This window comes from Bordetella genomosp. 7, assembly GCF_002261415.1.
Lineage (GTDB): Bacteria > Pseudomonadota > Gammaproteobacteria > Burkholderiales > Burkholderiaceae_B > Bordetella_A.
The window spans coordinates 122,192-149,116 of sequence record NZ_NEVI01000006.1 but is presented as its reverse complement, the minus strand read 5'-3'; the positions used below and the strand labels follow the sequence as shown (position 1 = coordinate 149,116).

Sequence of the window (26,925 nt, the reverse complement as noted above, 5' to 3'; positions counted from 1 at the left end):
GTTACCGCGCGATGGCGCTAGAGCCGTTGCAGATCCAGCAGCACGCGGCGAGTCGCCAGGGGCCGCCCGGCCAGGTTGGCCGCCAACCGTTCGCGCAGGTCGCGCCGCAGGGCCGGCTCGATCGCCGGGTCGTTGAAATCGGGTTCCGCCTCGTCAATGCCGTAGCCTGTCTCGCGCAGCAGCGTCCATTCAAAGCGCCGCAAGGCGCCCGCCGCGCGGCTGCCGCTCGCCAACTGGTGCAGGGCCGTGTCGTAGGCGTCGAACAGCGTGGGATGCGCATCTTCGCGCGGCAGCAGGCGCAGCAACAGTTCGTTCATGTACCAGGCCGACATCAGGGCCGTGCCCGCCAGCGGCCGCAGGCCCGCCACTTCGGCGCGGGTAAGGGTCTTGACCTCGCCCGCCCCGCTCCACGACAGGGTAAGCGGCTGGAATGCCGACAACACCGGACGCAGCACCGAATAAGGCCGCTTGGCGCCCTTGGCCACCAGGGCCACGCAGCCATACTCGCGGGAAAAACTCTGGACGATCAGCGATGTTTCGCGCCACGCGGTGGCGTGGAGCATGTAGGCGGGGCAATCCAGGACGCGGTGCGCCCTTTTACTCATAGCCCAGATCGCGCAAGGCGCTTTCGCGCTCCGACCAACCCTTGCGCACTTTGATGTACACCTCCAGGTGCACGGGCTTGTCGAGCAACTTGGCGATGTCCTGGCGCGCTTCGGTCGCGATGCGCTTCATGTGCCCGCCGCCCGCGCCCAGCAGAATGGGCCGGTGGCTTTCGCGCTCGACCACCACACAGGCCGCCACGCGCGCGCTCTTGTCGTTTTCTTCCCATTGCTCGATGACAACCGTACAGCCATACGGCAGTTCATCGCCGACCAGGCGGAAGATCTTTTCACGCAGCAGTTCGGCGGCAATGAACCGCACCGGACGGTCGGTGAGCGTATCCTCTTCGAACATCGGTTCGCCCTCGGGCAGCCGCCGTGCGATCTCGTCGAGCAGCTGGTCCAGCTGTTGATCCTTCAGCGCGCTGACCGGCACGACGGCATCGTAGGCATGCTGCGCCACGATCCGGGACACAAAGGGAAACAGCTCGTCGCGCCGCTTCAGCGCGTCGATCTTGCTGACCACCAGGATGGTGCGGCGGGCATCCGGCAACAGCGGCAGCAGCTGGGCGTCGCCGTCGGTCCACTTGCCGGCCTCGACCACATGCACAACCACGTCCACTTCGGCCAGCGCCTGCGTCACCACCCGGTTCATCATGCGATTCATGGCGCCGCCATGGCGGGTCTGAAAGCCCGGCGTGTCGACGAACACGAACTGCTCGTGCTCGCGCGTCAGCACGCCATGGATGCGATGCCGCGTGGTTTGCGCCTTGCGCGACACAATGGAAATTTTCGACCCGATCAGGGCGTTGGTCAGGGTGGATTTGCCCACGTTGGGGCGCCCGACCACGGCGATGAACCCGGCTCGGAAAGGGGTATTGCTCATTTGACCTCTTGGGCCACTGCCACGGGCAGTGACAATTGCGCGGTTTTTCGGGCCTTGCCCGGCTTGCGCGTGGCGCGCGCGGGGCTGGCCGCCTGGGCGGCCTCCAGCGCCAGCTTGGCCGCGGACTGTTCGGCGGCGCGCCGGCTGGCGCCGGGCGCCACCACCTTTATCTCGAGCGCCGGAATGGCGCATTCGACTTCGAACTGCTGGCTGTGCGCAGCGCCATGCGTGGCCACGACGGTGTACTGCGGAAGCGCCAGCTTGCGCCCTTGCAGGAATTCCTGCAGCAGGGTCTTGGCGTCTTTGCCCAGCGTCCGGGGATCGACGCTGGCCAGCACCGGTTGGTATTGCCGCACGATGACCTTGCGTGCCGCCTCGAAGCCGCCGTCAAGGAACGCGGCCCCGAAAATCGCCTCGACGGCATCGGCCAGGATGGACGGCCGGCGAAAGCCGCCGCTTTTCAGTTCGCCTTCGCCCAGGCGCAGGTGCTGCGACAATTCCAGGCGCTGGCCGATATCCGCCAGCGATGCCTGCTTGACCAAGTTGGCGCGCAGGCGCGACAGGTCGCCTTCGTCGAGCTTGGGAAAACGTTCGTACAGCATGGCCGCCACCACGAAATTCAGCACGGAATCGCCCAGGAATTCCAGGCGCTCGTTGTGGCGAGCGCTGTGGCTGCGGTGCGTGAGCGCCTGCTCGAGCAGGGCCGCGCTGCCGAAGCGGTAATCCAGGCGGGTTTCCAGCGTGGCGAGGGACATGTTCAGTTAAAGCTGCCGATGCGGCTCAGATCGCTGAAGTTCATCCAGATGAAGAATGCCTTCCCGACGATATTACCGTCAGGGACGAACCCCCAGTAGCGGCTGTCCGCGCTATTGTCCCGGTTGTCGCCCATGGCGAAATAATGCCCTTCGGGTACTTTGCAGCGTACTCCATTACGGGCGTAAGCGCAGTGGTCCAGCCCCGGAAACTTCCAGATGGGCCCGTAGATCTGCGATTTGTCTTCATCAAGCAGTATCTGGTGGCTAACTTCGCCTAATTTTTCTTTATATTGCGCAATATACGAAACACGGTCGGGCTCGAAGTATTGCCCGTCGCGCTCGTGCGGCACCAGCTTGCCATTGACGTAGAGCTTTTTGTCCAGATAGGCGACTTCGTCGCCGGGCAGCCCGACGATACGCTTGATGTAGTCCACGTCCGGGTCGACCGGATAACGGAACACCGCCACGTCGCCACGCTGCGGCTCGCCCACCGGGATGATTTTCTTGTCGATGATGGGCAGGCGTATGCCGTAGGTGAATTTGTTCACCAGGATCAGGTCGCCCGATTGCAGCGTGGGCAGCATCGACCCCGACGGGATGCGAAACGGCTCCACCACGAAAGAACGCAATACGAACACGAACAGGATCACCGGAAAAAAGCTGACGGCGTATTCCACCCACCATGGCACGCGCGACGCCGAGGCGGCGGCGGCCTGGCGCATGCGCTCGGCTTCTTGCGCGTCGGTGGTGTAGGCGGTGTCTACGCCGGCGGCAGCCGCCTGCGCCCGCTGGGCGCGACGCCGCCGCAGCACGGCCACGTCCAGCGCCCAGATAATGCCGGTTACCACCAGCAGCACAAAAAGTATGAGTGCGAAGTTCCAGCTCATTTAAGGCGCCCTTTTTTGCTACTTGTCTTCGACTTGCAGGATGGCCAGGAAGGCTTCTTGCGGGATCTCGACGCTGCCGACCTGCTTCATGCGCTTCTTGCCGGCCTTTTGTTTTTCGAGCAGTTTTTTCTTGCGGGAGATGTCGCCGCCATAACATTTGGCAAGCACGTTCTTGCGCAGCGCCTTGACGTTTTCGCGCGCAATGACCTCGGCGCCGATGGCCGCCTGGATGGCCACGTCGAACATCTGGCGGGGAATCAGGCTGCGCATGCGGGTAACCACGTCGCGGGCGCGATAGCGCGCGTTGGCCCGGTGCACGATCATGGCCAGGGCGTCGACCCTGTCGCCATTGATGAGCAGATCGACCTTCACCACATCGGCCGAGCGGTATTCCAGGAACTCGTAGTCCATGGAAGCGTAGCCGCGCGATACCGACTTGAGCCTGTCGAAGAAATCGAGCACGATCTCGGCCAGCGGGATTTCGTATGTCAGGTGCACCTGGCGGCCGTGATAGCTCATGTTGATCTGCACGCCGCGCTTGTTGTTGCACAGCGTCATCACGGGCCCCACGTATTCCTGGGGCATGAACAGGGTGACCTTGACGATGGGCTCGCGGATATCGTTGATCTTGCCCACTTCAGGCATGCGCGCCGGGCTGTCGATGACTTCGATGGAGCCGTCGCGCTGCTCGACTTCGTACACGACCGACGGCGCGGTGGTGATGATGTCCATGTCGAACTCGCGCTCCAGGCGCTCTTGCACAATTTCCATGTGCAACAGGCCCAGGAACCCGCAACGGAAACCAAAGCCCAGCGCCTGCGACACCTCGGGCTCGAACATCAGCGCGGCGTCGTTGAGCTTGAGCTTTTCGAGCGAGTCGCGCAGTTGGTCGTATTCGGAGCTTTCTACCGGATACAGGCCCGCGAAAACCTGCGGCTTGACCTCTTTGAACCCCGGCAGCGGGGCGCTGGCGGCCTTGCCGGCCAGGGTGATCGTGTCGCCCACTTTGGCGTGGGCCAGTTCTTTGATGCCGGCGATGACAAAACCCACTTCGCCCGCCGACAGTTCGGTACGCGGCTGGGACTTGGGCGTGAACACGCCGATCTGCTCGCACAGATGCGTGGCCCCGGAAGCCATGAGCAGGATCTTGTCTTTGGGACGCAGCACGCCGTTGACGATGCGCACCAGCATCACCACGCCCACATAGTTGTCGAACCAGGAATCGATGATCAGTGCCTGCAGCGGCGCGGACGGATCGCCCTTGGGCGGCGGCACGCGCGCCACGATGGTTTCGAGGATTTCGTCGATGCCCATGCCGGTCTTGGCGCTGGCCAGCACCGCCTCGGATGCGTCGATGCCGATCACGTCTTCGACTTCCTGGCGCGCCGCATCCGGATCGGCCTGCGGCAGGTCCATCTTGTTAAGCACGGGCAGCACTTCGACGCCCAGCTCGATGGCGGTGTAGCAGTTCGCTACGGTCTGGGCCTCGACCCCCTGCGATGCATCGACGACCAGCAAGGCGCCTTCGCAGGCCGACAGCGAACGGCTGACTTCGTACGAGAAATCGACGTGCCCCGGTGTATCGATAAGATTCAGGTGGTAAGTCTTGCCGTCCTGGGCCTGGTATTGCAGCGAGGCTGTCTGGGCCTTGATGGTGATGCCCCGCTCGCGCTCGATATCCATCGAGTCGAGCACCTGCGTAGACATTTCGCGCGCCGCCAAGCCCCCACAACGCTGGATCAGGCGATCGGCCAGGGTCGATTTGCCGTGATCGATGTGGGCGATGATGGAGAAATTGCGAATATGCTGCATACGGTGGGCTTATCAGGAGCAAAGCCGTGCCTGGGGACGCGACACGGATAAAACGCCGAAATGGCGCAAACGCAGGCCAAGCCCGCGGCAACCGGCCAAAAACAAGGGGCGCTGGGCGCCCCTTTTGCGGCAACTGGCTATTTTATACGGTTCGCGCCGCCGCGTAGGCGCCGTAGCCGCCCGATTTTGCTCGGCGCCCCGGCTGGGGCGCCGACTGACGCAATACCGCAACGACTATTTCGCGGGTTCTACGGCCACCCACTGGGTGAGCTCGCCGCGACGCACCAGCAGGCCAGCCGCCTTGCCCTTGGGCAGCTTGTCGGCCAGCTTGTTGAAATGGGCCGCGTCGGACACATCGGTATTGTTGACGGCCAGCACGATGTCGCCGGGCTGCAGGCCGGCCGCTTCCGCCGTGCCTTCGACGCTGCGCACCTGCGCGCCACCCTTGATGCCCAGGCGCTTCTGCAAGTCGGCCGGCACATCGACCACGCGCAGGCCGAGCGCGTTGCCGGCGGATTCACGCTCGACCGGGGCCTCGGCCGAAGCGGTGGCGGAACTGGCGCTCAGCTCGCCCACCCGCACCGACAGGGTCACGGTCTTGCCACGGCGCCACACTTCCATTTCGGTACGGGTGCCCGGCTTGGTTTCGCCCACGATACGGGGCAGGTCCGACCAACGCTTGATCGTTTCGCCATGGAACGAGGTGATGACATCACCGGGCTTGACGCCCGCGTCGTCGGCGGGCCCGTCGGCCTCGACGTTGCTGACCAGCGCGCCCTCGGCCTTGGGCAGGCCGATCGCCTCGGCGACTTCCTTGCCCACTTCGCTGATCTGCACGCCGATGCGGCCGCGCGTCACCTTGCCGCTTTCACGCAGCTCGTCGGCCACGCGCATGGCCTCGTCGATGGGAATAGCCAGCGAAATGCCCATGAAGCCGCCGCTGCGCGACACGATCTGGGAGTTGATCCCGACCACTTCGCCATTCAGGTTGAGCAAGGGGCCGCCGGAGTTGCCCGGGTTCACGGCCACGTCGGTCTGGATAAACGGCAGGTATTCGCCGGTGTCGCGTCCGATGGCGCTGACGATACCGGCCGTGGCGGTGGAATCGAGCCCGAACGGCGACCCGATGGCCAGCACCCACTGACCCTTTTTCAGCAGGTTGGGATCGCCGATTGCCAGCGGCGTCATGCCCTTGGCGTCGATCTTGATCAGCGCGACGTCAGTGCGCTCGTCGGTGCCGATGACCTTGGCCTTGAATTCGCGGCCGTCGGTGAGCGTGACGTAGATATCGGCGGCTTCTGCCACCACGTGGTTGTTGGTGAGGATATAGCCGTCTTCGGAAATGAAGAACCCGGAACCCAGGCCACGGGGAACCTTGCGCTCTTCAGGCGCCTGGCGGGGCATCTGCGGCTGCTGCGGCATGCCCGGCGGCTGGAAGTCGGGACCGAAGAACCAGCGGAACAGTTCGTACGGGTCGTTGCCGCGCCCGGGCGTGCGCACCGGGATGTTCGCGGTGGTGCGGATATTGACCACCCCCGGATCGACTTTGGAAACAATGGCGCTGAAGTCAGGCAGCGCCACCGTGGGCGCGGCCGAGGTCTGGGCTTGCGCGGGCCCATAGGCCGCCGCCAGCATCAGGCTGGCAAGCAGCGCAAAATAGAAGCGCCGGAAAAAAGACATCGACACTGAAAGCTTTTGCATAAGAGAACTCCGAAAATTCCCCAACCTTTTGCAGGCTTATTGTTATTTCGACGTGACAGGCACGTATTCGGTGGCTGTAGCCAGTTGTTCGAGCGTCTGGGCGGGCACTTCGCCCAACGCCGTGAGCCAGTAATCGGCAATTCGCGTGCCGTAGATATTGATGGCGCCGCGACGCACCGCCCCCGACGACAACGGATGGCCGCGCCGGTTGTCGTAAGGTTCGATGAACACGGAAATTGCGGCCAGGCCGTCTGACAGGACCAGCTGGCTTACATTGTTGGCGCCCATCGACCGAGTCACCTGCATGACGGCGACAAACCCCTTGGGCGCGGGAATGCGCCAGCCCTGCGCGGCCAGGTCGACGGGTTCGATGCGCGGCTGCAGCACCTTCCAGTCGCGGGTGTTCCAGCGCGACGAAAGCTCTGCGGAATCGACCTCGCCGCCCAGGCGGATGGACGTGAACGACACTTGCTCGAGCACCCCGCGATCGGCGTCGACCGTCTGCGCCTTGAGCAACAGATTGGTGGCCACGTCGGCGCACAGGCGATAGCCGTATCGCAGGTTGTCGCGCGGCTCGATGGCGATGACCCGGCACTGGCGGTCGGCCACGCGATGCAGCTTGTCCTGGGCACGGATGTTGTAGTGCTGGGCCAGGTCGGTGGGATTGCCCAGCAGCAACCCCGGGAAGCGGTCGCCGCGCCGCGGCTCCATCAGCACGGTTTTGCGCTCGGGAATCAGGCATTGGATCTCGTCGTTATGACGAAGGTACTCGCGCGGCTGGCCGTCGAGCACTTCGAGGCGCTCGCGCTCTCCGGTGCCGTCGATGACATGCACCAGCCGCGACGACTGGATCGTTTCGCCCTGCTGATACAGGAATACGCCCGAGTAATCGTGTTTGCGCGCGGCCTGCTGGATGTCGTAGAGCAGTTGCAGCGAGCCTGCCTGCGGGGCCTGGTCGGCGGCGCGGGCGGCCTGGTGGGCAGTGCCCAGCGCAACCAGGAACATCGCAGCCAGGGCCCAGCCAGCGGCCGGCAGCGGCCTGCGCATCCGCACGCCGCGGCCAGGTGCGGGCCGACAGAACGCTTGCAGCTGTGCGATCAACGTCCTGCTCCGCCATCAAACGAGACCTGCCGCACCGCACTGGGGCCAGCCATCTGGCGATGGGCTTCGAGGTAGTCGCGCAGGACCGGCGCTTCGCCACCCGAGGCGTCGGCCAGTACGGGGGTGTCGGCAGGGCGACTGGCGCCGCCCATGACGTAGGGATGTGCCACCCAGGCTACCGTGGCCACGGCGGCGGCCACGGCCAGCCCCGACAGGCCCATGCGCAGCGGCGACCGGCGCCGCTGCGGAGCCACGATGGGCAGTTCGGCATCGAGCGCGCGCGCCAGACGCGCCTGGAAACCGGCGCTGGGGCTCACGGCCAGGTCGGCATTGCGCAGCACATCGCCTATCAGGTGGTAGGTGTCCCAGGTACGACGGCCTTGCGCAGTGCCGAGATCGGGAAAAATATCTTCGGACGTTTCGCCGTCCATCCAGGCGGAAACCGATTCCTCGAGGGATATATCGGCTTCTACCGCAGATTTGGCTGTTGATTGCATGACTGCCGCTCCTTACCAACGACGCTCGGCATCGGTGTCCAGCAAGGGACGCAACCGACTGGCGATAGCTTCACGCGCGCGGAAAATGCGCGAACGTACCGTGCCAATCGGGCAATCCATGCTCTGGGCGATGTCTTCGTAACTCATACCTTCGATTTCACGCAGCACGATAGCGGTCCGGAGTTCTTCGGGCAATTCCTCGATCACCGCGTTGACCGTCTGGGCAATTTCGCGGCTGGCCAGTACGGCTTCCGGCGTGCTGATATCGGTTAGGTTGTCAGTTTCATTAAAAGTTTCACCGTCTTCCGTTTCGATTGCATTTGGCGCGCTGGGACGCCGGCCGGCAGACGCCAGCCAGTTACGGGCGGTGTTGACCGCAATACGGTATAGCCAGGTGTAAAAGGCGCTTTCGCCCCGGAACTGCGGCAGGGCCCGGTACGCCTTGATGAATGCTTCCTGGGCCACGTCCTCGACTTCGGCGGGGTCGCGGATCATGCGCCCCAGCAGGCGCAGGATCTTGCGCTGGTACTTGAGCACCAGCAGGTCGAAAGCTTTTTTGTCGCCGCGCTGCACCCGGGCGACCAGCTCGGCGTCGATGTCGCGTTCGCTCATGCCGCCCCCGGATCAGGCGCGTCCAGGCGCCGCGCCGCGCCTGCCAGCAGGCACAGCCGGCGCCAGCAGGCCGCAGACACGGTGGGCCGCCACACGGCGACCCGGTGATTTGTAACTCTGTGGCCCGCAGCCGGCGTCTGTTGCAAACGCAGTTCGAGCCAGCAGGCGCCGCGTCGGCTGTCGCGCAGCGTGGCGGGCCGCCACTGACGCCCTACCCGCAGCTGCCAGCGCCGGCTGCCCGCGACGGCCCGGACGGCGCGCACGCGCACCGCCGGCGCGCGACGGCGCCCGACATGGCGCACCCCGGCAATGCCGGCGGCAGACGCCGCCAGCGCAGCGAGACCTTGCGGCCCGTATTGCCACCAGGCGCCCAAGGCCGCGCAGGCCGCCCCCACTGCCACGGCCGTACGGCCCAGCAGCGTCAGATGGCGCGGGCGGCGCACCGGCACGCATAGCGGCCGGTGACCGGTTACCCGGCGGTGGTCCAAATCAGATCCGGCGAACGGCCATCGAGCCGTTGGTGCCGCCAAAGCCGAAGGAGTTGGAAATTGCCACGTTGATCTTCATGTCGCGCGCCGTGTTGGCGCAGTAGTCCAGGTCGCACTCGGGGTCCTGGTTGAAGATATTGATGGTGGGCGGCGATTTCTGGTGGTAGACCGCCAGAGTGGTGAAAATAGCCTCGATGCCGCCTGCGGCGCCCAGCAAGTGGCCAGTCATGGACTTGGTGGAGTTGACCACCAGCTTCCTGGCGTGGTCGCCGAAGGCCAGCTTGAGGGCGTCGGACTCGTTTTTGTCGCCCAGCGGCGTTGACGTGCCGTGAGCGTTGACGTAATCGACCTCGTCGAGGTTGATGCCGCCATTGCGCAAGGCGTTGAGCACGCCGCGGCGCGGGCCGTCCTTGTCGGGCGCCGTGATGTGGTGCGCGTCGGAGCTCATGCCATAGCCGGCGAACTCGCCATAGATACGCGCGCCACGCTTTTTGGCGTGCTCGTATTCTTCGAGCACCAGCACGCCCGCGCCTTCACCAAGCACGAAGCCGTCGCGGTCGCGGTCCCAGGGCCGCGAGGCGGTGGCGGGATCGTCGTTGCGCGTGGACAGCGCCCGCATGGCCGCAAAACCGCCGATACCCAGCGGCGACACCGTGGACTCGGCCCCGCCGGCCAGCATGACGTCGGCATCGCCGTACTCGATCAGGCGGGCGGCATCGCCGATGCAGTGCAGGCCCGTGGTGCAGGCCGACACGACGGCATAGCTGGGGCCCTTCATGCCGAAGCGGATCGACAACTGGCCGGAGATCAGGTTGATCAGGGAACCCGGAACGAAGAAGGGCGAAATGCGCCGCGGCCCCTTGGCGAGCAGCTCGGTCTGCGTTTCTTCGATGCGGGGCAAGCCGCCGATGCCCGAGCCCACGATGACGCCGATGCGGTCGGCATTGGCTTCGGTGACGTCGAGCCCGCTGTCTTGCCACGCCTGGATGCCCGCGGCCATGCCGTAATGGATGAAGGTATCCATCTGGCGCGCTTCCTTGGCGGGCATGTACTGGGTGACGTCGAAATCTTTGACCTCGCCCGCGATGTGCGTGGTGATGGCCGAGGGGTCGAAACGGGTGATGCGGCCGATGCCGGAACGTCCGTTGACGATATTGTCCCAGGCGAGGGTGATGTCGTTGCCCACGGGCGATACGATACCCAGGCCGGTGATGACGACTCGTCGCTTCACGGATGACTCCTAAAACAGACAAAAGAAAGGCGGTTTTCGGATGCGCCGCTCATGCGGCTTGCCCGGCCGCGGAAACGTCATGATGACGCCCCCGCGCACGGACCGCACGACGCTCCTGAAACCGCCCTGCTTCCGGCCGCACCCGCAAGGGCGGCGGCCGGCGAATACAGGCTGAGCTTTACTGCTTGCCGTGCGAATTGATGTAATCGATCGCTTGCTGCACGGTCGTGATCTTCTCGGCCTCTTCGTCGGGGATCTCGGTCTCGAATTCGTCTTCGAGCGCCATGACCAGCTCAACCATGTCGAGCGAATCGGCACCGAGGTCGTCAAGGAAGGAGGACTCGTTCTTGATCTCGGCTTCGTTGACGCCAAGTTGTTCAGCGACGATCTTCTTGACGCGCTGTTCGATGCTTTCCATGCAGATCTCCAATTGGGGAAAAATCCCGCGAATTATAGCCAAGCGTTGAGGAATGCAAACGCCTGGCCGTGATAAAAATGACGATATGCCTCTGGTGCGCCGGGCGCTGCCGCGCCCGGGCCGCCCTTATTGCATGTACATGCCGCCGTTGACGTGCAGCGTGGTTCCGGTAATGTAACCCGCCTGCGGCCCAGATAAAAACGCCACCGCATGCGCGATATCAACCGGCGAACCCAGGCGGCCCAACGGAATCTGCTGCAACAGCGCAGCAGTCTGGTTGTCGCCCAGGGCACGGGTCATGTCGGTATCGATAAAACCCGGCGCCACGCAATTGACGGTGATGTTGCGGCTGCCCAGTTCGCGCGCCAGGGCGCGCGACATGCCTGCCACGCCGGCCTTGGCGGCCGCGTAATTGGCCTGCCCGGCATTGCCGCTGGCGCCCACCACCGACGTGACGTTGATGATGCGGCCCCAGCGGGCCTTCATCATGCCGCGCAATACGGCGCGCGACAAGCGGAAAACGGCGGCCAGGTTGGTATCGATGACGGCCGTCCAGTCGTCGTCTTTCATGCGCATGGCGAGATTGTCGCGCGTAATGCCGGCATTGTTGACGAGAATGTGCGGGCCGCCCGCAGGTTCTTTGCTGATGGCGTCGACCAGCGCGTCGCATGCTTGCGCATCGGTCACATCGAGCACCACGCCGCGCCCGCCGAAAGGCGCCAGCGCCTCGTTGATGGCCTGGGCGCCGGCTGGGCTGGTGGCGGTTCCCACCACCACGGCGCCGCGCGCGGCGAGCTCATGCGCAATGGCTTTGCCGATGCCGCGCGTGGCGCCGGTTACCAGCGCCACCTTGCCTTGCAATTCTGCCGATTGTTTGTCGTCCATGTCAGTCCTGTAATGGCGCGTGCGATTGGGCGCGCCGAGTCAGTGCTGGCCGAGGGCGGCCAGCGCGGCTTCCAGGGAAGCCGGATCGGTAATGGAAATGCCGGTCAGTTCGCTGTCGATGCGCTTGGTCAGGCCGGCCAGCACCTTGCCCGGGCCGCACTCGACCACATGCGTGACGCCTTGCGCCTTCATGGCCCGCAGTGTCTCGACCCAGCGCACAGGATGCCACGCCTGGCGCACCAGCGCGTCGCGGATGGCCGACGGCTCGGTCGGCGCCGCCACGTCGACGTTGTTGATGACGGGGACCTGCGGGGCCGCGACGCAAGCCTGCGCCAGCGCGGCGGCAAGCACGTCGGCCGCCGGACGCAGCAGGCTGGAGTGGAACGGCGCGGACACGGGCAGCATCAGGGCACGCTTGGCCCCGACCGCCTTGGCGGCTTCGCAGGCGCGCTCGACGGCGCCCTTGTGCCCCGCAATGACCACCTGCGCCGGCGCATTGAAATTCACGGCTTCGACCACCTCGCCCTGCGCTGCCTGGGCGCAGGCGGCGCGTACGGCGTCGTCGTCCAGGCCCAGCACGGCGGCCATGCCGCCCGCGCCCACCGGCACGGCGGCCTGCATGGCGTCGGCGCGCACGCGTACCAGGCGCACCGCGTCTTCGAGCGTCAGCGCGCCGGCTGCCGTCAGCGCGGCATATTCGCCGAGGCTGTGCCCGGCAACCAGGTCGGGCATGGCGCCGCCGGCAGCCCGCCAGGCAGCGAACACGGCCACGCCGGCCGCCAGCATGGCCGGTTGTGTATTGGTGGTGAGATTGAGCTGGTCGGCCGGGCCTTGGGCGATCAGTGCGGAGAGGTCCTGGCCCAGCGCCTGGCCGGCACGCGCCAGCACATCGGCCACGGCCGCATTGCCGGCCCAGGCATCAAGCATGCCGACCGACTGCGAACCCTGGCCAGGAAAGACAAACGCGATTTTCATGTTGAGGTATCGACTGATTTCAGATTCGGTGAACATACCGAGGCGGGAGCCCCCGCCCCCCCGGGGTCGCCATTACATGCGCGCGAGAACCGAGCCCCACGTGAAGCCGCCGCCCACGCCCTGCATGAGCACCAGCTGGCCGGGCTTGATGCGGCCATCGCGGCGAGCGGCATCGAGCGCCAGCGGTACGCTGGCAGCCGAAGTATTGGCGTGGGAATCGACCGTGATGACGACCTTCTCGACCGGCACCTGCAATTTGCGCGCCAGGAAATTGAGAATACGGACGTTGGCCTGGTGGGGCACCAGCCAATCGAGCTGGGCCACATCGAGCCCGGCTTCGGCGCAGACATCGCGCGCCGAGCGGTCGAGCACGGTGACTGCCTGCTTGAAGACGGCCTGGCCGTCCATGCGCAGGAACGGGTCGCCGGTGACATCGCCATAGGCCACATTGCCCGCGGCGCACAGGATCTTGGTCTGCGAGCCATCGGCATGCAGCTGCGCCGCCAGGATGCCGGGCTTGTCGGAGGCTTTCAGCACGACGGCGCCCGCGCCGTCGCCGAACAGCACACAGGTGCTGCGATCGTTCCAGTCGAGGATGCTGGAGAAGACCTCGGCGCCAATGACCAGCGCACAGCGCGAACGGCCCGCGCGCACGAAGGCGTCGGCGGTGCTGAGCGCATAGACAAAACCGCTGCAGACGGCCTGCACATCGAATGCCGCGCCGCCCCTGGCGCCCAGGTTGGCCTGCACCAGGCACGCGGTGCTGGGAAATACGTAATCGGGCGTGGACGTGGCCACGATGATCAGGTCGACATCGCCCGCCTGCACGCCGGCATCCTGGAGGGCGCGGCGCGCCGCCTCGGTGGCCAGGACGCTGGTGGTGACGCCGCGCTCGGCCAGATGGCGCTGCCGGATGCCGGTGCGCTCGACGATCCACTCGTCGGAAGTGGAAATGTTGCGGGTGGCCAGTTCTGCGGCCAGCTCGTCATTGGACACGACGCGTTCAGGCAGGAAACTGCCCGAGCCGGCGATCACGGCATATGTCATTGCGGTACCCATCAAACGGTATCCCCCGCCGTCTCGGGCTCGCCGGTGGCGGCCTCGCCGGTCTGGACGCGCTGGGTAATCAGCGCGACGGCCTGGGCAGTGCGATCTAGCAGTTTACTTACTACGGCTTCACGCGCGCGCTGCAGCGCAAAGCCGAAAGCGTAGGCATCGGCCGAACCGTGGCTCTTGATGACCACGCCGCGCAGGCCCAGCAGGGCCGCGCCGTTGTACCGGCGGTTGTCGACGCGGTTGCGCAGCCGGTTGAGCACCGGCTTGGCGATGGCGCCGGCCAGCAGCGTCACGACGCTGCGCTTGAATTCTTCGCGAATCATGCTCGACAGCATCTTCGCCAGGCCCTCGATGGACTTCAGCACCACATTGCCGACGAAGCCATCGCAGACGACGACGTCCACGGTGCCCTTGAAGATGTCGTTGCCTTCGACATTGCCCTGGAAATTCAGCGGACTGCGTCTCAGCAGTTCCGCGGCTTCCTTGACCACCTCGTTGCCCTTGATGACTTCTTCGCCGATGTTGAGCAGCCCCACGGAGGGATTGTCGCGATGATCGACCGCCTGCGTCAGTGCAGCGCCCATGATGGCGAACTGCAGCAAGTGTTCGGCCGTGCAGTCGACATTGGCGCCCAGATCGAGCACGGTGGTGGCTCGCCCGGTCTGGTTGGGGATGGACGTGGCAATGGCCGGGCGGTCGATGCCGTCCAGCGTCTTGAGCACATAGCGCGAGATGGCCATCCAGGCGCCGGTGTTGCCGGCGGAAATGCAGGCGTCGGCGCGGCCGTCCTTGACGGCCTGCGCGGCCAGGCGCATGGATGAGTCTTTCTTGCGGCGCAGGGCGATCTCGACCGGATCGTCCATGGAGACGACCTCGGTAGCCGGCACGACTTCAAGACGATCGCGGGGAACGTCTTTGTGCCCGGCCAGCGCAGCCTCGATGGCGTCGGGCAGGCCGACCAGCAGCAGCCGGCAATCGGGATATTGCCGGGCGAACTCGATAGCGGCCGGGATCGTGACGGGCAGCCCGAAATCGCCGCCCATGCAGTCGATGGCGATGCGTATCACAATAGCGGGTCAGCGCTGCCGTGCATGCGAAACGAGTGGTGCCGCAGCTTACTCGTCGGCCTTGGTCTTGAGCACCTTGCGGCCACGGTAGAAGCCGTTGGGGCTGATGTGGTGGCGCAGATGGGTTTCGCCGGTGGTGGGCTCGATCGCGGTGGGCGGGTTGACCAGAAAGTCGTGCGAGCGATGCATGCCACGCTTGGACGGGGACTTCTTGTTTTGTTGAACAGCCATGATGACTCCTAGAAACGGGCCGCATTGTACGCCATGCGGTCCGATGTTGACCTAATCTTTGCGCTTCAGTTGTTCGAGCACCGCGAACGGTGACGGACGCACGGCGGCGGGCTCTTGCGAAGCGTCGCCATCGTCGGCCTGCGTGCCCGGGCACACATCATGCTTGGGCACGTACGGAATGCTCAGGATGAGCTCGTCTTCGACCTGGGCCAACAGATCGAAGCGATGCGACCCCACCACCTTTTCGGGCAGCGAGTCCGCAAGCTCCGGGTCTTGCAATTCGGAGGACAGGTCTTCGTCAAGTTCGCTTTCGGACTTGACGAACTGCAGCACTGTCCGGGAATCAATTTCGTAAACAAACGGGGCATTGCAACGCTGGCACACCAGCACCGGGTTGGCCCGCACATGCAAGTGCAGCAAGGGCTGGCCACGAACCAGGCCCGTGCCGATCTCGCCGCGCGCCGACCATTGCACCAGGCCGGCCTCGCCGGCGGGCTGCTCGGGCAGGCCTTCGACAGCCCTGGCGAACCGCACCAGCGGCACGGCGCCATCGGCGCTGCCGCCCTGGCGGGCAAACGCAAATGCATCGATCACGGCGTCCGCCGTCGCGGAACCGCGCGACCGGGGCGCTCCTGCCCGCTCATTGCTCATGCGTGTGCCTCTGGTGTTCCTGGTGCCGGGCTTGCCGCCTGCGTGTTTGCTTGCCCCGCGGATTTTAACCGCCGCGCCAAGCCGTTGTCGGACAACCCGCCAGCGACAATCGGCGCAAGGGCCACGACGACCGCCCGACCGCCCACTCGCGCGGGCGAGCTACTGCTGTGTCTGCTGCCGCTGTATCTGCTGCCGTAATCTGCCGCCGCTGCAAAAATCCCGCAAAACGTTAGATAATACTGCGACTTACGCCTTAACGTCAATTTCTGCATGCCATCCCGACCTGTCCTTATACTGGCTTCGAGTTCGCCCTACCGCCGCGAGTTGCTCGGCCGCCTGCGCCTGCCCTTCGACACCGTTTCTCCCGACGTCGATGAAACGCCCGTTCCGGGCGAAGCGCCCGCCGAACTGGCGCTGCGGCTGTCTGTCGCCAAGGCAATGACGGTGGCGCGTCAGCGCCCCGGTTGCATTGTGATCGGGTCGGACCAAGTGGCCACGGCGGACGGCCGGCCCATCGGCAAACCCGGCGATTTTTCGCGCGCACGAGAGCAATTGCGCGAACTTGCCGGACGTACCGTGGAATTTCACAGCGCGTTGGCGGTAACCGATGGCCAGCGCATCGAAAAAGCCGACATCGTGACCCAGTGCCGTTTTCGCGCCCTGCCGGACGCCGCCATCGAGGCGTACCTGCGCGCCGAAGCGCCTTACGATACCGCCGGCAGCGCCAAAGCCGAAAGCCTGGGCATCGCGCTGATGGAATACATCCGCAGCGACGACCCCACCGCCATCATCGGCCTGCCCCTGATCGCCCTTACCGGCATGCTGGCCAGTTTCGGGCTGGACCCCTTGTCGGCAAGCGCGACATGAGCGGCGCCCTGCACCTGATTCCAGTGTCGCTGGGGCCGGCCCCCGCCGAACGTTGGCTGCCCGCCGACGTGCGCGCGTTGGCCGGCCGGCTGGATACCTATATCGCCGAAAACGCCAAGACCGCGCGCGCCTTCCTGAAGCAGGTCGGCACGGTGCGCCCGCTGCAGGAAATCACCATCCATACGCTGGACGCCAAAACCGGCGCCGCGGACATCCAGCGCTGGCTCGCCACGGTGCGCGACGGACGCGACATCGGGCTGGTTTCCGAGGCGGGGTGCCCGGCCGTGGCCGACCCCGGCGCGACGGTGGTTGCGGCGGCGCACCGCCTGGGCATTACCGTGCGCCCGTGGGTAGGGCCCTCGTCCATCCTGCTGGGGCTGATGGCCAGCGGGCTGGACGGCCAGCGGTTTGCCTTCCATGGCTACGCCCCCGTAGACCCGGCCGAACGCGCCCGGCAACTGCGCGCCTGGGAACAGCACTCGGCGCGCCATCACCAGACCCAGCTGCTGATCGAGACACCCTACCGCAACGCGGCCATGTTCGCCACGCTGCTGGCCACGCTGCGCGGCGACACGCGCCTGTGCGTCGCGCGCGCACTGACGACCGACGATGAATGGGTGCGCACCTATCCCGTGGCCGAGTGGAAAACGCGGCCCGCGCCCGAGCTCGACAAGCGTCCCACCCTGTTTCTGTACCTGGCCCAGCGATCATGACTCTCACGCGCCTGCTCAGCCACCTTGCGGCCCTGGCCGCAACGGCCGTGCTGGGCGGGTGCGCCGGACAGCACGGCGGGCCGCGCCTGGATATCGACGATTCGATCCGTGCGGTCAGCCACGACAGCCGCGTACGCTACATTGTGCTGCACTACACGTCGGCCAACAGCGAGCGCTCGCTCGAATTGCTGTCCAAGGGCGGCGTCAGCTCGCACTATCTGGTCACGGCCGACGCCCGCCCGCACATCTACCGCCTGGTGGATGAGTCGCGCAGCGCGTGGCATGCCGGCGCCAGCAGCTGGTACGAACAGGTGTCGCTCAACCCGGTATCGATCGGCATCGAGCTGGTCAATGCGGGACGGCAGGATGCCGGGCCGCCGGCGCCCCTATGGGCTCCTTTTCCCGACGCACAGATCGATGCCCTGATCCTGCTGCTGCGCGACCTGATCGCGCGCCACGGCGTATCGCCCGAGAACATCGTGGCCCATAGCGACATCGCGCCGCAACGCAAAACCGATCCGGGCCCGCTGTTTCCGTGGAAACGGCTGGCCGACGCTGGCATCGGCCGCTGGTACGACGAGGCACAGGCCGCCACATACTGGGTGGACCTGCAGCGCAAAGGCTTGCCGGACGTCGCCTGGTTCCAGCGGCAACTGGCCCGGCTGGGTTACGCATGCCCGCAGCACGGGCGCCTGGATCGCGCCACCCGCAACGTGCTGTCCGCTTTCCAGATGCATTACCGGCCCGGCCGCTACGACGGCGCCCCGGATGCGGAAACTGCGGCCATCATGATGGCCCTGCAGCCTGGCCCGGGGCACTGACGTCCGCCGCCCGCGCCGGCCTTCAGGCGCGCGTGGCGCGGGCGCGCCAGGCCGCCACCAGCCGCCACCCCAGCAGAACCAGCAGCACCGCGCCGTAGGCGATCGGCTGCTGGAAGTCGTTCTTGCCAGCCTTGTGCCACCACAGGTGCACGATGGCCAGTATGCCGATCAGGTATATCGCGCGATGCAGCGTCTGCCAGCGCCGACCCATGGCGCGCATGGCGGCCTGCGTCGAGGTGGCCGCCAGCGCCGCCATGCATGCAAACGCGATGAACCCCGCCGTGATGAAGGGGCGTTCGCCGATATCCTGCAGCATAAAGGCCGGGTCCAGGCCGCGATCCCACCATACCCATGCCAGGAAATGCAGGCTGCCGTAGAAGAACGCGAACAGCCCGCAGGGCCGCCGCAGCCTCACCAGGGCCGGCTGGCCCAGCAGGCGCCGCAGCGGCGTGATGGACAACGTGACCAGCAGGCAGACAAGCGCCCAGGTGCCCGAGGAGCGCGTCAGGAATTCCACCGGGTTGGCGGTCAGGCCGTTATTGAACCCCAGCCACACCCAGCGTGCGAGGGGCAGCAGTCCGGCGGCGAAAAGCGCCGGCTTGACGCGCGCCACGGCGGCAGCGGACCATTGCCGGCGCCGCGCGGGCGGCGTACCTTGCATGCGGCGGCTCCTTAGTAGTTGGCCTTGAGATCCATGCCCTGATACAGGGAAGCAACCTGTTCGGCATAGCCATTGAACATGAGCGTGCGGCGCTTGGGCGCGAAAAACCCGTCTTCGCCGATGCGCCGCTCGGTGGCCTGGCTCCAGCGCGGATGCGGCACGTCGGGGTTCACGTTGGCGTAAAAGCCATATTCGCTGGGAGCCGCCAGCATCCATGAACTGACGGGCTGCCGCTCGACCAGCCGGATGCGCACCAGCGACTTGGCCGACTTGAAACCGTATTTCCAGGGCACCGCCAGGCGCAGCGGCGCACCGTTCTGCTTGGGCAGCACTTTGCCGTACAGCCCGAACACCAGCATCGTCAGCGGATGCATGGCCTCGTCCAGGCGCAGGGCCTCGACATAGGGCCACTGAAGCACGGACGACCGTACGCCGGGCATGTTCTCACGCTGCACGACGGTAGTGAACTCGACATACTTTGCATTGCCGGTGGGTTCGACCTGCTTGAGCAGGTTTGCCAGCGAATACCCCACCCAGGGAATGACCATCGACCAGCCCTCGACGCAGCGCAGGCGATACACGCGGTCTTCCATGGGAGCCAGCTTGAGCAGCGTGTCGATGTCGAAGGCCTGCGGACGCAGCACCTCGCCTTCGACGGCCACCGTCCAGGGGCGAGTCTGCAGCTTGCCGGCGTAGCGGGCCGGGTCGTCTTTGTCGAGCCCGAACTCGTAGTAATTGTTGTACGACGTGATGTCCTGGAAGGACGTCTGCTTGTCCATGACCGAGTACTGCGGACTGGCGCGTCCGGCCAGCGGCGCCGCATCCTGAGCATGGGCCTGGCGCATGGACCATCCGGGCAGGCCGGCGGCCGCCGCGATGAGCCCGGCGCGCATCATCCAGTCGCGGCGCGACTGCCAGACGGCTTCGGGGGTGATCTCGGACGAGGGCGGCGCGTTGCCGGGCTTGCGGATCAACATGACGGTCTCCTGAAAGCTGCGTGGACGACACGGACAGCAGGGGTAAGACGACCGCCGGGCGCGGATTATTCCGCGCCGCGCCCGGGGCTCAGCAACCCACGCGCGGCAGCAGCCATTCGCGCAGGTCGGCCACGCTGTCGACGATGGCCTGGGGCTGGCAACCCTGCAGCTCTTGCGGACTATGAGCGCCATAGGAAACGCCCAGGCCGTGCACACCCGCATTACAGGCCATTTGCAGGTCGTGCGAGGTATCGCCCACCATGAGCACGCGTTCTGGTTCGACCTGCAATTCGTCCATCAGTTCGTGCAACATGGCCGGATGCGGCTTGCTGAAGGTTTCGTCGGCGGTGCGGGTGGCCTGGAAAGCGCCGCGCAGGCCGGTGGCGGCCAGAACGCGGTCCAGCCCTACCCGGCTCTTGCCGGTGGCCACGGCCAGTTGCACCTGCCGGCCTGCCAGATCGTGAAGCAGCGCCTCGATGCCCTCGAACAGGCGCAATTCGGGATCGCGCAACAGGTAATGCGTGCGGTAGCGTTCCAGAAAACGGGGCACCATGGCTTGCGTCAGTTCGGGCACGGCCCGGCGCAGCGCGCTTTCAAGCGACAGTCCGATGACCCAGCTGGCGGCCGAAGTCGACGGCACGGGCAGGTCCAGGTCGCGGCAGGCCCCCTGGATGGCGGCCACGATGCCGTTGGTGGAATCCATCACGGTTCCGTCCCAGTCGAACACGACCAGCGAATAAGACATGTCTACTGACTCTCCAGCTTGTGCAACAGGGTGCGGCAGGCGGCAGGCAATTCCGCCGTCAGCCGCAGGGTTTGTCCGGTAGTGGGGTGCGGCAGGGTCAGTTGATGCGCATGCAGGAACATGCGGCTGAACCCCAGACGTGCGAACCGGGCGCGCGTCTCGTCCGTCCCGTATTTGTCGTCGCCCACGATGGGAAAACCACTGGCCGCCAGATGCACCCGGATCTGGTGGGTGCGTCCGGTGCGCAACTCGGCGTCGACCAGGCTGAATTCTCCCAGGCGCCGCTGTAGTGTAACGATAGTATGGGCCGGCTGGCCGCCGGGGTCGGGGCGCACGCGCCGCTCGCCCGACTGTGTCGTCCATTTGGTGAGCGCCAGGCGGATGTGCTGGCGGTCGTTGACCCAGTCGCCTTCTACCAGGGCCAGGTAATGCTTGTCGCCCTTGCCTTCGCGCAGCATGGCGTGCAGCGCCAGGAGCGCGCTGCGCTTCTTGGCCACCATCAACAGCCCGGAAGTCTCGCGGTCGAGCCGGTGCACCAGTTCCAGGAAGCGCGCCTGCGGCCGCGCCGCCCGCAATTGCTCGATGACGCCGAACGACACGCCGCTGCCGCCATGCACCGCCACGCCGGCCGGCTTGTCGATGACCAGCAGGGCGTCGTCTTCGTAGACAACGGGAAATTCGGCGCCCGGCACGGGCCGCACGGCATCGGGCGCCGGCAGGCGCAGCGGCGGCACGCGCACGACGTCGCCGGCAGCCACGCGGTAATCGGCCTGGGTGCGTCCCTTATTTACCCGCACCTCGCCGCCGCGTATCGCCTTGTAAATGTGACTCTTGGGCACGCCCTTGCACAGCCGCAGCAGGAAGTTGTCCAGCCGCTGGCCGTCATGCTCGGGGCCGACTTCAACCAGCCGGACGGCGGGGGTGGATGGAGGGGAAAACGCAGATTCTTTGCGCATTGCGGAAAGCGACATATAATCGGCACAGCCTTAAGGGGCTGAACAAGCCGCCTGGCGTAGAGATGCAACGGTACGCGTCTCCGTCGAGCGCGCGCGGGTCGCCATTGTACTGCTGCCTGACCGTTCAGCTTCGGGGCCTCTCGGTCGCCGGCGCAACCGCGCCCTGCCGGACGGTGGTGTGGCACGACATTTGCCCGCTGTCCTGGCAGGTCCGTTGCATGCCGCAAGCGGCTCTGAAGCACTGCAAGAATTGTCGCGTAATTAAAGCACCCAGGTGCGCGCGGGCCGATCGCTGGCCGCACCTGCCGTTCACAGCAATCCTTTCCGTCAACCACACTTCGTGACCCTGACTCCCCTGCTGCCAGAACCACGTGCCCCCGGGCACGACGTGCCCGCCTGACCGGCGGCGGCTACGCCTGCGCGCTGCGCCAGGCTGCCGTTTGATTCCTCTTCTTGCCCCGCTTCAGTCCGCAGCCCGAGTGGCCCAAGGTCACGCGCCGATATCGGCGCGTCATGACAACGGAGAACACCACTCATGAAGCGCATGCTGTTTAACGCGACGCACCAGGAAGAACTGCGCGTTGCCATTGTCGATGGGCAGAAGCTCATCGATCTCGACATCGAAACCGCCGGACGCGAACAACGCAAAGGCAACATTTACAAAGGGGTCATCACCCGCATCGAACCGGGCCTCGAGGCCTGCTTCGTCAACTACGGCGAAGACCGCCATGGCTTTCTTCCCTTCAAGGAAGTGGCCCGCAGCTATTTCAAAGAAGGCGTCGACGTCCGCTCGGCCCGCATCCAGGACGCGCTGCGCGAAGGCCAGGAACTGATCGTCCAGGTCGAAAAAGAAGAGCGCGGCAACAAGGGCGCGGCCCTGACCACGTTCATTTCGCTGGCCGGCCGCTATCTGGTGCTGATGCCCAACAACCCGCGCGGCGGCGGCGTGTCGCGCCGGGTGGAAGGCGAAGACCGCCAGGAACTGCGCGACACGATGGAGCAGCTGGAAGTCCCGCAGGGCATGAGCATCATCGCCCGCACCGCCGGCATCGGCCGCAGCGTCGAAGAACTGCAATGGGACCTGTCGTACCTGATGCAGCTCTGGACGGCCATCGACGCCGCCGCGCGCGACAACGCCGCGCCCATTCTGATCTACCTGGAATCCAGCCTGGTCATCCGGGCCATCCGCGATTACTTCTCGCCTGAAATCGGCGAAATCCTGATCGATACCGACGAAATCGCCGACCAGGCCACGGCCTTCATGAGCGTGGTGATGCCCGACAACGTGCAGCGCGTCAAGCGCTACCGTGACGACATCCCCCTGTTCTCGCGCTTCCAGATCGAACACCAGATCGAAACCGCGTACGCGCGCACCGTACAACTGCCCTCGGGCGGCGCCGTGGTCATCGACCACACCGAAGCCCTGGTGGCCGTCGACGTCAACTCGGCGCGCTCCACGCGCGGGTCCGACATCGAAGAAACCGCATTGCGCACCAACCTGGAAGCGGCCGACGAAGTGGCCCGCCAGCTGCGCCTGCGTGACCTGGGCGGCCTGATCGTCATCGATTTCATCGATATGGAAGACAGCAAGAACCAGCGCGCCGTCGAACAGCGGCTGCGCGATGCCTTGCATTTCGACCGCGCCCGCGTGCAGATGGGCAAGATTTCGCGCTTCGGCCTGATGGAATTGTCGCGCCAGCGCCTGCGCCCCGCCCTGAATGAAGGCTCGCACATCACCTGCCCGCGCTGCAACGGCACGGGCGTGATCCGCGACGCAGAATCCAGCGCGCTGCATGTGCTGCGCCTGCTGCAAGAAGAAGCCATGAAAGAAAACACGGCGGCGGTGCATGCCCAGGTGCCGGTCGACGTGGCCACCTTCCTGCTCAACGAAAAGCGCGCCGACATCGCCAAGATGGAAGCCCGCCTGAAGGTCAACCTGGTGCTGATTCCCAACAAGCACCTGGAAACCCCGCATCACCATATCGAACGCCTGCGCCACGACGACCCCCGTCTGGAAGACGTCAAGACCAGCTTCGAGCTCGTTGACGCCCCGTCCACCGACATGGCCTGGGCGCCGCGCGACCCGGAGGTCAAGGCGCGCCCCGAAGCCCTGGTCAAGGGCATTACGCCTTCGCAGCCGGCGCCCGTCTCGGCGCCCGCGGCCGAATCCGCGCCCGCCCCCGCCCAGACGGCAGGCGGCGGCTTGGGCGGCCTGTTCAAGCGCCTGGTCAACTGGCTGGGCGGCAGCGCCGCGCCGGCCGCGCCCGCCGCCTCGGAAGAACCCAAGCGCGGCGGTCCGCGCGGCAAGCGCGGCCACGATGGCCAGGAACGCCGTGGCGAACGCCACGCCTCCGACCGTAACCGCCATCGCCGCGGAGAAGCCCGCACCGACGCTACGGAATCCGACGGCTCCCCCCGCCACGCCGGCCGCAACGGCCGTCGCCACGAAGACCGCGCCGAACGCCCGGCCCGCGCCGAGCGCGACACGGCCCGTCCCGAACGCGCCCTGGCCCCCGAAGCCGGCGCCGCCGACGAAGCCGCCCCGCGCGGCAACCGTGGCCGCCGTGGCCGTGGCCGCAATCGTCGCGATGACACGGCCCAACAGGACGTGCAGGCTACCGAGGAAACCACGGTAGCCGCGCTGGCCGAAACCGTTGCCGCAGCCGTGCCTGCCCCGCAAGGCCCCGCGATCGCCGCGGCCCTGACCGAGCAGGCCGAAGCGGCCGCCACCGTTTCCGCCGACGCGTCGTCCGAAGCCCAGGCTGCCGATGCCGAGCAAGCCGAGGCCGGCGCCGATCCGGAACGCAAGCGCCGCCGCCGTCGCAGCCGCCGCGGCCGCCGTAGCCAGGACGAACAGACTACGCAGGACGTCGATACGCAAGCCGACAACGCGGCCGAGTTCGCCCCGGATGCAGCCGATACGACCCCAGCCGGTGCTGCGGCAGCCGATGCTGCGGCAGCCGGTGCTGTGGCAGCCAGTGCTGCGGCAGCCACTGCTGCGGCAGAGGTTGCGCGTCCGCTGGCAGACGCCGCTGCGCCCGGCCAGACGCCGGCACGGGTGGACCTGTCCGACATATCCAACGCTGCAGCCGTAGCGCAGGGCATGCCGGAAGTCGCGGTGCCTGCCGTGCCGGTACCGGCCGCACAGCCCGACGCCGTCGAGCCTGTTCCGGCGCTTGCGCAGCCCTTGCCGGCGGCTGAACCCGTTGCCGCGCAGGAAGCCGACGCCCCGGCCCCGACCGAACCTGCCGTTGCAGCCGACCAGACGCCTGGCGCCGAACCCACGGCCGCCGTAGCGACGGCCGCCGTAGCGACGGCCGCCGACATCACTCCCCAGGCCGAGCCATCGGACACCGCGGCGGTCGATACCGCGGCGGTCGATACCGCGGCGGTCGATACCGCGGCGGTCGACACCGCGGCGGTCGACACCGCGGCGGTCGGCACCGCGCCGGTCGCTACCGCGGCTGCCGATGCTCCTGCGACGACGGCCGCACCGGTAGCCGCGCCCATCGTGGTGCCTGCCGCTGCGGCAGCGTCCAGCCAGGCCTTGCACGAGGTGGTCAGCGCCACTGGGCTGAAATGGGTCGAAACCGACCCTGCGCGCCTGGCCCAGGCGCAACAGCGCATGGCCGCCAGCCAGGCTCCCGTACGGTTGGGACGCGAGCGCAAGCCCGTGCCCGCGGTATCGAACTCTCCGCTGGTACAGGTAGAAACGCAGCGCTCCCAGGCCTGACGCCCGGGGCAATGCAAAAAAACGCCGGCCTAGCGCCGGCGTTTTTTATCCTCGCTGCAGATGCGCCGCCGTGCGGCGCTCGCGGTAGACTGCCGCCTGACGATGCGCCGCGCGCTGGCACGACACCGTTTCATGGAGCCCGCATGACCGACCGCCTGATTGCCGAGCCCCGCGAGGCTTACCGGCACTTCACCGTTATTGCAACACGCTGGATGGACAATGACGTGTACGGCCACGTCAACAATGTCGTGTATTACTCTTGGTTCGACACGGCGGTCAACGGCATGCTGATCGCCGAACGGCTGGCGGGCCCCGCCGCAGGCGGCCCCATCGGCCTGGTGGTGGGCACGCAGTGCCAGTACTTCGCGCCCGTGTCGTTTCCCGTGCCCGTAGAGATCGGGCTGCGCGTGCACCGCATCGGCGGCAGCAGCGTGACCTACCGCCTGGGCGTGTTTACCGCCCAACGCGAGCTCAGCCATGCCAGCGGCTTATTTACCCACGTATATGTGGACCGGGATTCGCGCCGGCCGGTGCCGGTGCCGGCGGGCCATCGCGAAACGCTGGCGCGCTACGCGCCAGTGCAATAACGCCCCCGGGGCAGGCGGCCCGGGGGCTTGCACCGCGCGTATCAGTCCGCCCGCGCACCCGACTTCTGCACAACCGCCGCCCATTTCCTGATGTCGTCTTGCAGCATCGACGCCAGTTGCTCGGGCGTCGTCTGCAGGGGCTCGGCGGCCTGCTCGGCCAGATTGCGGCGGAATTCCGGATCGGCCAGCACCTGCCCTACGTCGCGATTGATCTTCTGCACAACGTCGCCCGGGATGCCCGCGGGCCCGAACACGGCAAACCACGGAGAAACGTCAAAACCGGGATAACCGGACTCGGCAATGGTGGGCAGGTCGGGAAAGCGCGTCGAACGCGACTTGCTGGAAATCGCCAGTGCGCGCACCGACCCGCTTTCGACATGCGCGGCAATCGACGGCACGCTGGTAAATACCGCGTCGATACGCCCGCCGATCAAGTCGGTGAGCGCGGGCGCCGCTCCCTTGTACGGCACGTGGGTCAGGCCCGTGTCCGCCACATGGTTGACCATTTCGCCCAACAGATGATTGACGGTGCCGCTGCCGGCAGAACCGAAGGTCATGGGCTTGGAACGGGCCAGTGAGACAAATTCCTGGAAACTGGCGACGGGAATGTCTTTGTTGACGGTGACGATGAACGGCACGGTCGCCACGGCCGCGATCGGGGTGAAGTCCTTGACCGGATCGAACGGCAACTGGCGCAGGCTGACGTTGATCGCCTGCGTGCCCTCGTACGTGAAAAGCAGCGTATAGCCATCGCCCGGCGACTTGGCCACGGCTTCCAGGCCGATGTTGCCGCCGGCCCCGGCCTTGTTCTCCACGACGACGCTCTGCCCCCACGCCTGCGACAGCCCCTTGGCCAGCAAGCGGGCAAGCACGTCGGAGGCCCCGCCTGGCGATTGCGGCACGACCAGCTTTACAGGACGCTCGGGATAGTTTGCCGACCATGCCGGGGCGCACGCAATGCTGCAGACTGCGGCCACTGCGGCAAAGCGCACCATGAACTTATGCATTTA

28 protein-coding genes are annotated in these 26,925 nt (G+C 66.2%); 5 read left to right on the top strand and 23 right to left on the bottom strand.

Annotated elements, in window-relative coordinates:
- Positions 1-17: 17 nt before the first annotated feature.
- From recO to CAL18_RS04420, 18 genes are all read right to left on the bottom strand, one after another.
- On the bottom strand, positions 18-605 hold the full coding sequence (recO, locus tag CAL18_RS04505; protein WP_026640376.1) for a DNA repair protein RecO: 588 nt from the start codon (positions 603-605) through the stop codon (positions 18-20).
- Positions 598-1,488 carry a GTPase Era gene (gene era / locus CAL18_RS04500; protein ID WP_026640375.1) on the bottom strand — a complete coding sequence of 297 codons (891 nt, stop codon included), beginning with the start codon at positions 1,486-1,488 and terminating at the stop codon, positions 598-600. The genes recO and era overlap by 8 nt, the downstream gene beginning before the upstream one ends.
- Complete coding sequence (gene rnc / locus CAL18_RS04495) at positions 1,485-2,243, bottom strand: ribonuclease III (RefSeq protein ID WP_026640374.1); 759 nt, start codon at positions 2,241-2,243, stop codon at positions 1,485-1,487. The genes era and rnc overlap by 4 nt, the downstream gene beginning before the upstream one ends.
- Positions 2,244-2,245: 2 nt before the next feature.
- Positions 2,246-3,130 carry a signal peptidase I gene (gene lepB, locus CAL18_RS04490; protein WP_026640373.1) on the bottom strand — a complete coding sequence of 295 codons (885 nt, stop codon included), beginning with the start codon at positions 3,128-3,130 and terminating at the stop codon, positions 2,246-2,248.
- Positions 3,131-3,148: 18 nt separating this feature from the next.
- A complete protein-coding gene (gene lepA / locus CAL18_RS04485; RefSeq protein ID WP_026640372.1) occupies positions 3,149-4,942 on the bottom strand; it encodes a translation elongation factor 4 in 1,794 nt (597 codons plus the stop codon).
- A gap of 234 nt (positions 4,943-5,176) precedes the next feature.
- Positions 5,177-6,643 (bottom strand): DegQ family serine endoprotease, encoded by a 1,467-nt coding sequence (locus CAL18_RS04480; protein ID WP_026640371.1) that lies wholly within the window; start codon positions 6,641-6,643, stop codon positions 5,177-5,179.
- Between the two features lie 42 nt (positions 6,644-6,685).
- Positions 6,686-7,690 carry a MucB/RseB C-terminal domain-containing protein gene (locus CAL18_RS04475; protein ID WP_051423828.1) on the bottom strand — a complete coding sequence of 335 codons (1,005 nt, stop codon included), beginning with the start codon at positions 7,688-7,690 and terminating at the stop codon, positions 6,686-6,688.
- A 50-nt stretch (positions 7,691-7,740) separates the two neighbouring features.
- The gene (locus CAL18_RS04470; RefSeq protein WP_026640369.1) at positions 7,741-8,241 is read right to left on the bottom strand and encodes a sigma-E factor negative regulatory protein; all 501 of its coding nucleotides are present in this window, start codon (positions 8,239-8,241) and stop codon (positions 7,741-7,743) included.
- A gap of 12 nt (positions 8,242-8,253) precedes the next feature.
- A complete protein-coding gene (rpoE, locus tag CAL18_RS04465) occupies positions 8,254-8,853 on the bottom strand; it encodes an RNA polymerase sigma factor RpoE (RefSeq protein ID WP_026640368.1) in 600 nt (199 codons plus the stop codon).
- Positions 8,850-9,341 (bottom strand): hypothetical protein, encoded by a 492-nt coding sequence (locus CAL18_RS04460; RefSeq protein ID WP_141214357.1) that lies wholly within the window; start codon positions 9,339-9,341, stop codon positions 8,850-8,852. The genes rpoE and CAL18_RS04460 overlap by 4 nt, the downstream gene beginning before the upstream one ends.
- Position 9,342: 1 nt before the next feature.
- Entirely contained in the window at positions 9,343-10,572 is a 1,230-nt protein-coding gene (fabF, locus tag CAL18_RS04455; RefSeq protein ID WP_026640367.1) for a beta-ketoacyl-ACP synthase II, read from the bottom strand.
- A gap of 178 nt (positions 10,573-10,750) precedes the next feature.
- Positions 10,751-10,990, bottom strand: a complete 240-nt coding sequence (gene acpP, locus CAL18_RS04450) for an acyl carrier protein (RefSeq protein WP_003813816.1) — start codon at positions 10,988-10,990, stop codon at positions 10,751-10,753.
- Positions 10,991-11,116: 126 nt separating this feature from the next.
- Complete coding sequence (fabG, locus tag CAL18_RS04445; RefSeq protein WP_026640366.1) at positions 11,117-11,875, bottom strand: 3-oxoacyl-ACP reductase FabG; 759 nt, start codon at positions 11,873-11,875, stop codon at positions 11,117-11,119.
- Positions 11,876-11,914: 39 nt separating this feature from the next.
- Complete coding sequence (fabD, locus tag CAL18_RS04440) at positions 11,915-12,850, bottom strand: ACP S-malonyltransferase (protein WP_094817461.1); 936 nt, start codon at positions 12,848-12,850, stop codon at positions 11,915-11,917.
- A gap of 72 nt (positions 12,851-12,922) precedes the next feature.
- Positions 12,923-13,909, bottom strand: a complete 987-nt coding sequence (locus CAL18_RS04435) for a beta-ketoacyl-ACP synthase III (protein ID WP_026640364.1) — start codon at positions 13,907-13,909, stop codon at positions 12,923-12,925.
- Positions 13,909-14,973, bottom strand: coding sequence for a phosphate acyltransferase PlsX (plsX, locus tag CAL18_RS04430; RefSeq protein ID WP_026640363.1), 1,065 nt, complete (start codon positions 14,971-14,973; stop codon positions 13,909-13,911). The genes CAL18_RS04435 and plsX overlap by 1 nt, the downstream gene beginning before the upstream one ends.
- A gap of 48 nt (positions 14,974-15,021) precedes the next feature.
- Entirely contained in the window at positions 15,022-15,204 is a 183-nt protein-coding gene (gene rpmF, locus CAL18_RS04425; RefSeq protein WP_026640362.1) for a 50S ribosomal protein L32, read from the bottom strand.
- Positions 15,205-15,255: 51 nt separating this feature from the next.
- Positions 15,256-15,855, bottom strand: a complete 600-nt coding sequence (locus CAL18_RS04420; protein ID WP_026640361.1) for a YceD family protein — start codon at positions 15,853-15,855, stop codon at positions 15,256-15,258.
- Between the two features lie 270 nt (positions 15,856-16,125).
- Here CAL18_RS04420 and CAL18_RS04415 point away from each other — a divergent pair, with 270 nt between their 5' ends.
- From CAL18_RS04415 to CAL18_RS04405, 3 genes are read left to right on the top strand one after another with little or no spacing between them, the layout of a single operon-like run.
- A complete protein-coding gene (locus tag CAL18_RS04415; RefSeq protein WP_026640360.1) occupies positions 16,126-16,722 on the top strand; it encodes a Maf family nucleotide pyrophosphatase in 597 nt (198 codons plus the stop codon).
- Positions 16,719-17,435 carry an SAM-dependent methyltransferase gene (locus CAL18_RS04410; RefSeq protein ID WP_094817401.1) on the top strand — a complete coding sequence of 239 codons (717 nt, stop codon included), beginning with the start codon at positions 16,719-16,721 and terminating at the stop codon, positions 17,433-17,435. Before CAL18_RS04415 ends, CAL18_RS04410 begins: the two co-directional genes overlap by 4 nt.
- Complete coding sequence (locus CAL18_RS04405; RefSeq protein WP_231494590.1) at positions 17,432-18,256, top strand: N-acetylmuramoyl-L-alanine amidase; 825 nt, start codon at positions 17,432-17,434, stop codon at positions 18,254-18,256. Before CAL18_RS04410 ends, CAL18_RS04405 begins: the two co-directional genes overlap by 4 nt.
- Positions 18,257-18,278: 22 nt before the next feature.
- Here the strand turns inward: CAL18_RS04405 and msrQ are convergent, their stop codons facing one another.
- The 4 genes from msrQ to CAL18_RS04385 form a co-directional block, all read right to left on the bottom strand.
- Positions 18,279-18,917 carry a protein-methionine-sulfoxide reductase heme-binding subunit MsrQ gene (msrQ, locus tag CAL18_RS04400; protein WP_051423826.1) on the bottom strand — a complete coding sequence of 213 codons (639 nt, stop codon included), beginning with the start codon at positions 18,915-18,917 and terminating at the stop codon, positions 18,279-18,281.
- 11 nt (positions 18,918-18,928) lie between these two features.
- On the bottom strand, positions 18,929-19,894 hold the full coding sequence (gene msrP / locus CAL18_RS04395) for a protein-methionine-sulfoxide reductase catalytic subunit MsrP (RefSeq protein WP_026640356.1): 966 nt from the start codon (positions 19,892-19,894) through the stop codon (positions 18,929-18,931).
- A gap of 88 nt (positions 19,895-19,982) precedes the next feature.
- A complete protein-coding gene (locus CAL18_RS04390; protein ID WP_026640355.1) occupies positions 19,983-20,639 on the bottom strand; it encodes an HAD family hydrolase in 657 nt (218 codons plus the stop codon).
- Positions 20,640-20,641: 2 nt separating this feature from the next.
- Positions 20,642-21,610, bottom strand: a complete 969-nt coding sequence (locus CAL18_RS04385; RefSeq protein WP_026640354.1) for an RluA family pseudouridine synthase — start codon at positions 21,608-21,610, stop codon at positions 20,642-20,644.
- Positions 21,611-22,130: 520 nt separating this feature from the next.
- Here CAL18_RS04385 and CAL18_RS04380 point away from each other — a divergent pair.
- Together CAL18_RS04380 and CAL18_RS04375 are read left to right on the top strand one after the other, a co-directional pair.
- Positions 22,131-25,328 (top strand): Rne/Rng family ribonuclease, encoded by a 3,198-nt coding sequence (locus CAL18_RS04380; RefSeq protein WP_094817400.1) that lies wholly within the window; start codon positions 22,131-22,133, stop codon positions 25,326-25,328.
- A 143-nt stretch (positions 25,329-25,471) separates the two neighbouring features.
- The gene (locus CAL18_RS04375; RefSeq protein WP_026640352.1) at positions 25,472-25,915 is read left to right on the top strand and encodes an acyl-CoA thioesterase; all 444 of its coding nucleotides are present in this window, start codon (positions 25,472-25,474) and stop codon (positions 25,913-25,915) included.
- 41 nt (positions 25,916-25,956) lie between these two features.
- On the opposite strand, the gene CAL18_RS04370 is transcribed toward CAL18_RS04375, so the two are convergent.
- Positions 25,957-26,922: a Bug family tripartite tricarboxylate transporter substrate binding protein gene (locus CAL18_RS04370; protein WP_051423824.1), complete on the bottom strand. Its 966-nt coding sequence runs from the start codon at positions 26,920-26,922 to the stop codon at positions 25,957-25,959.
- Positions 26,923-26,925 lie beyond the last annotated feature (3 nt).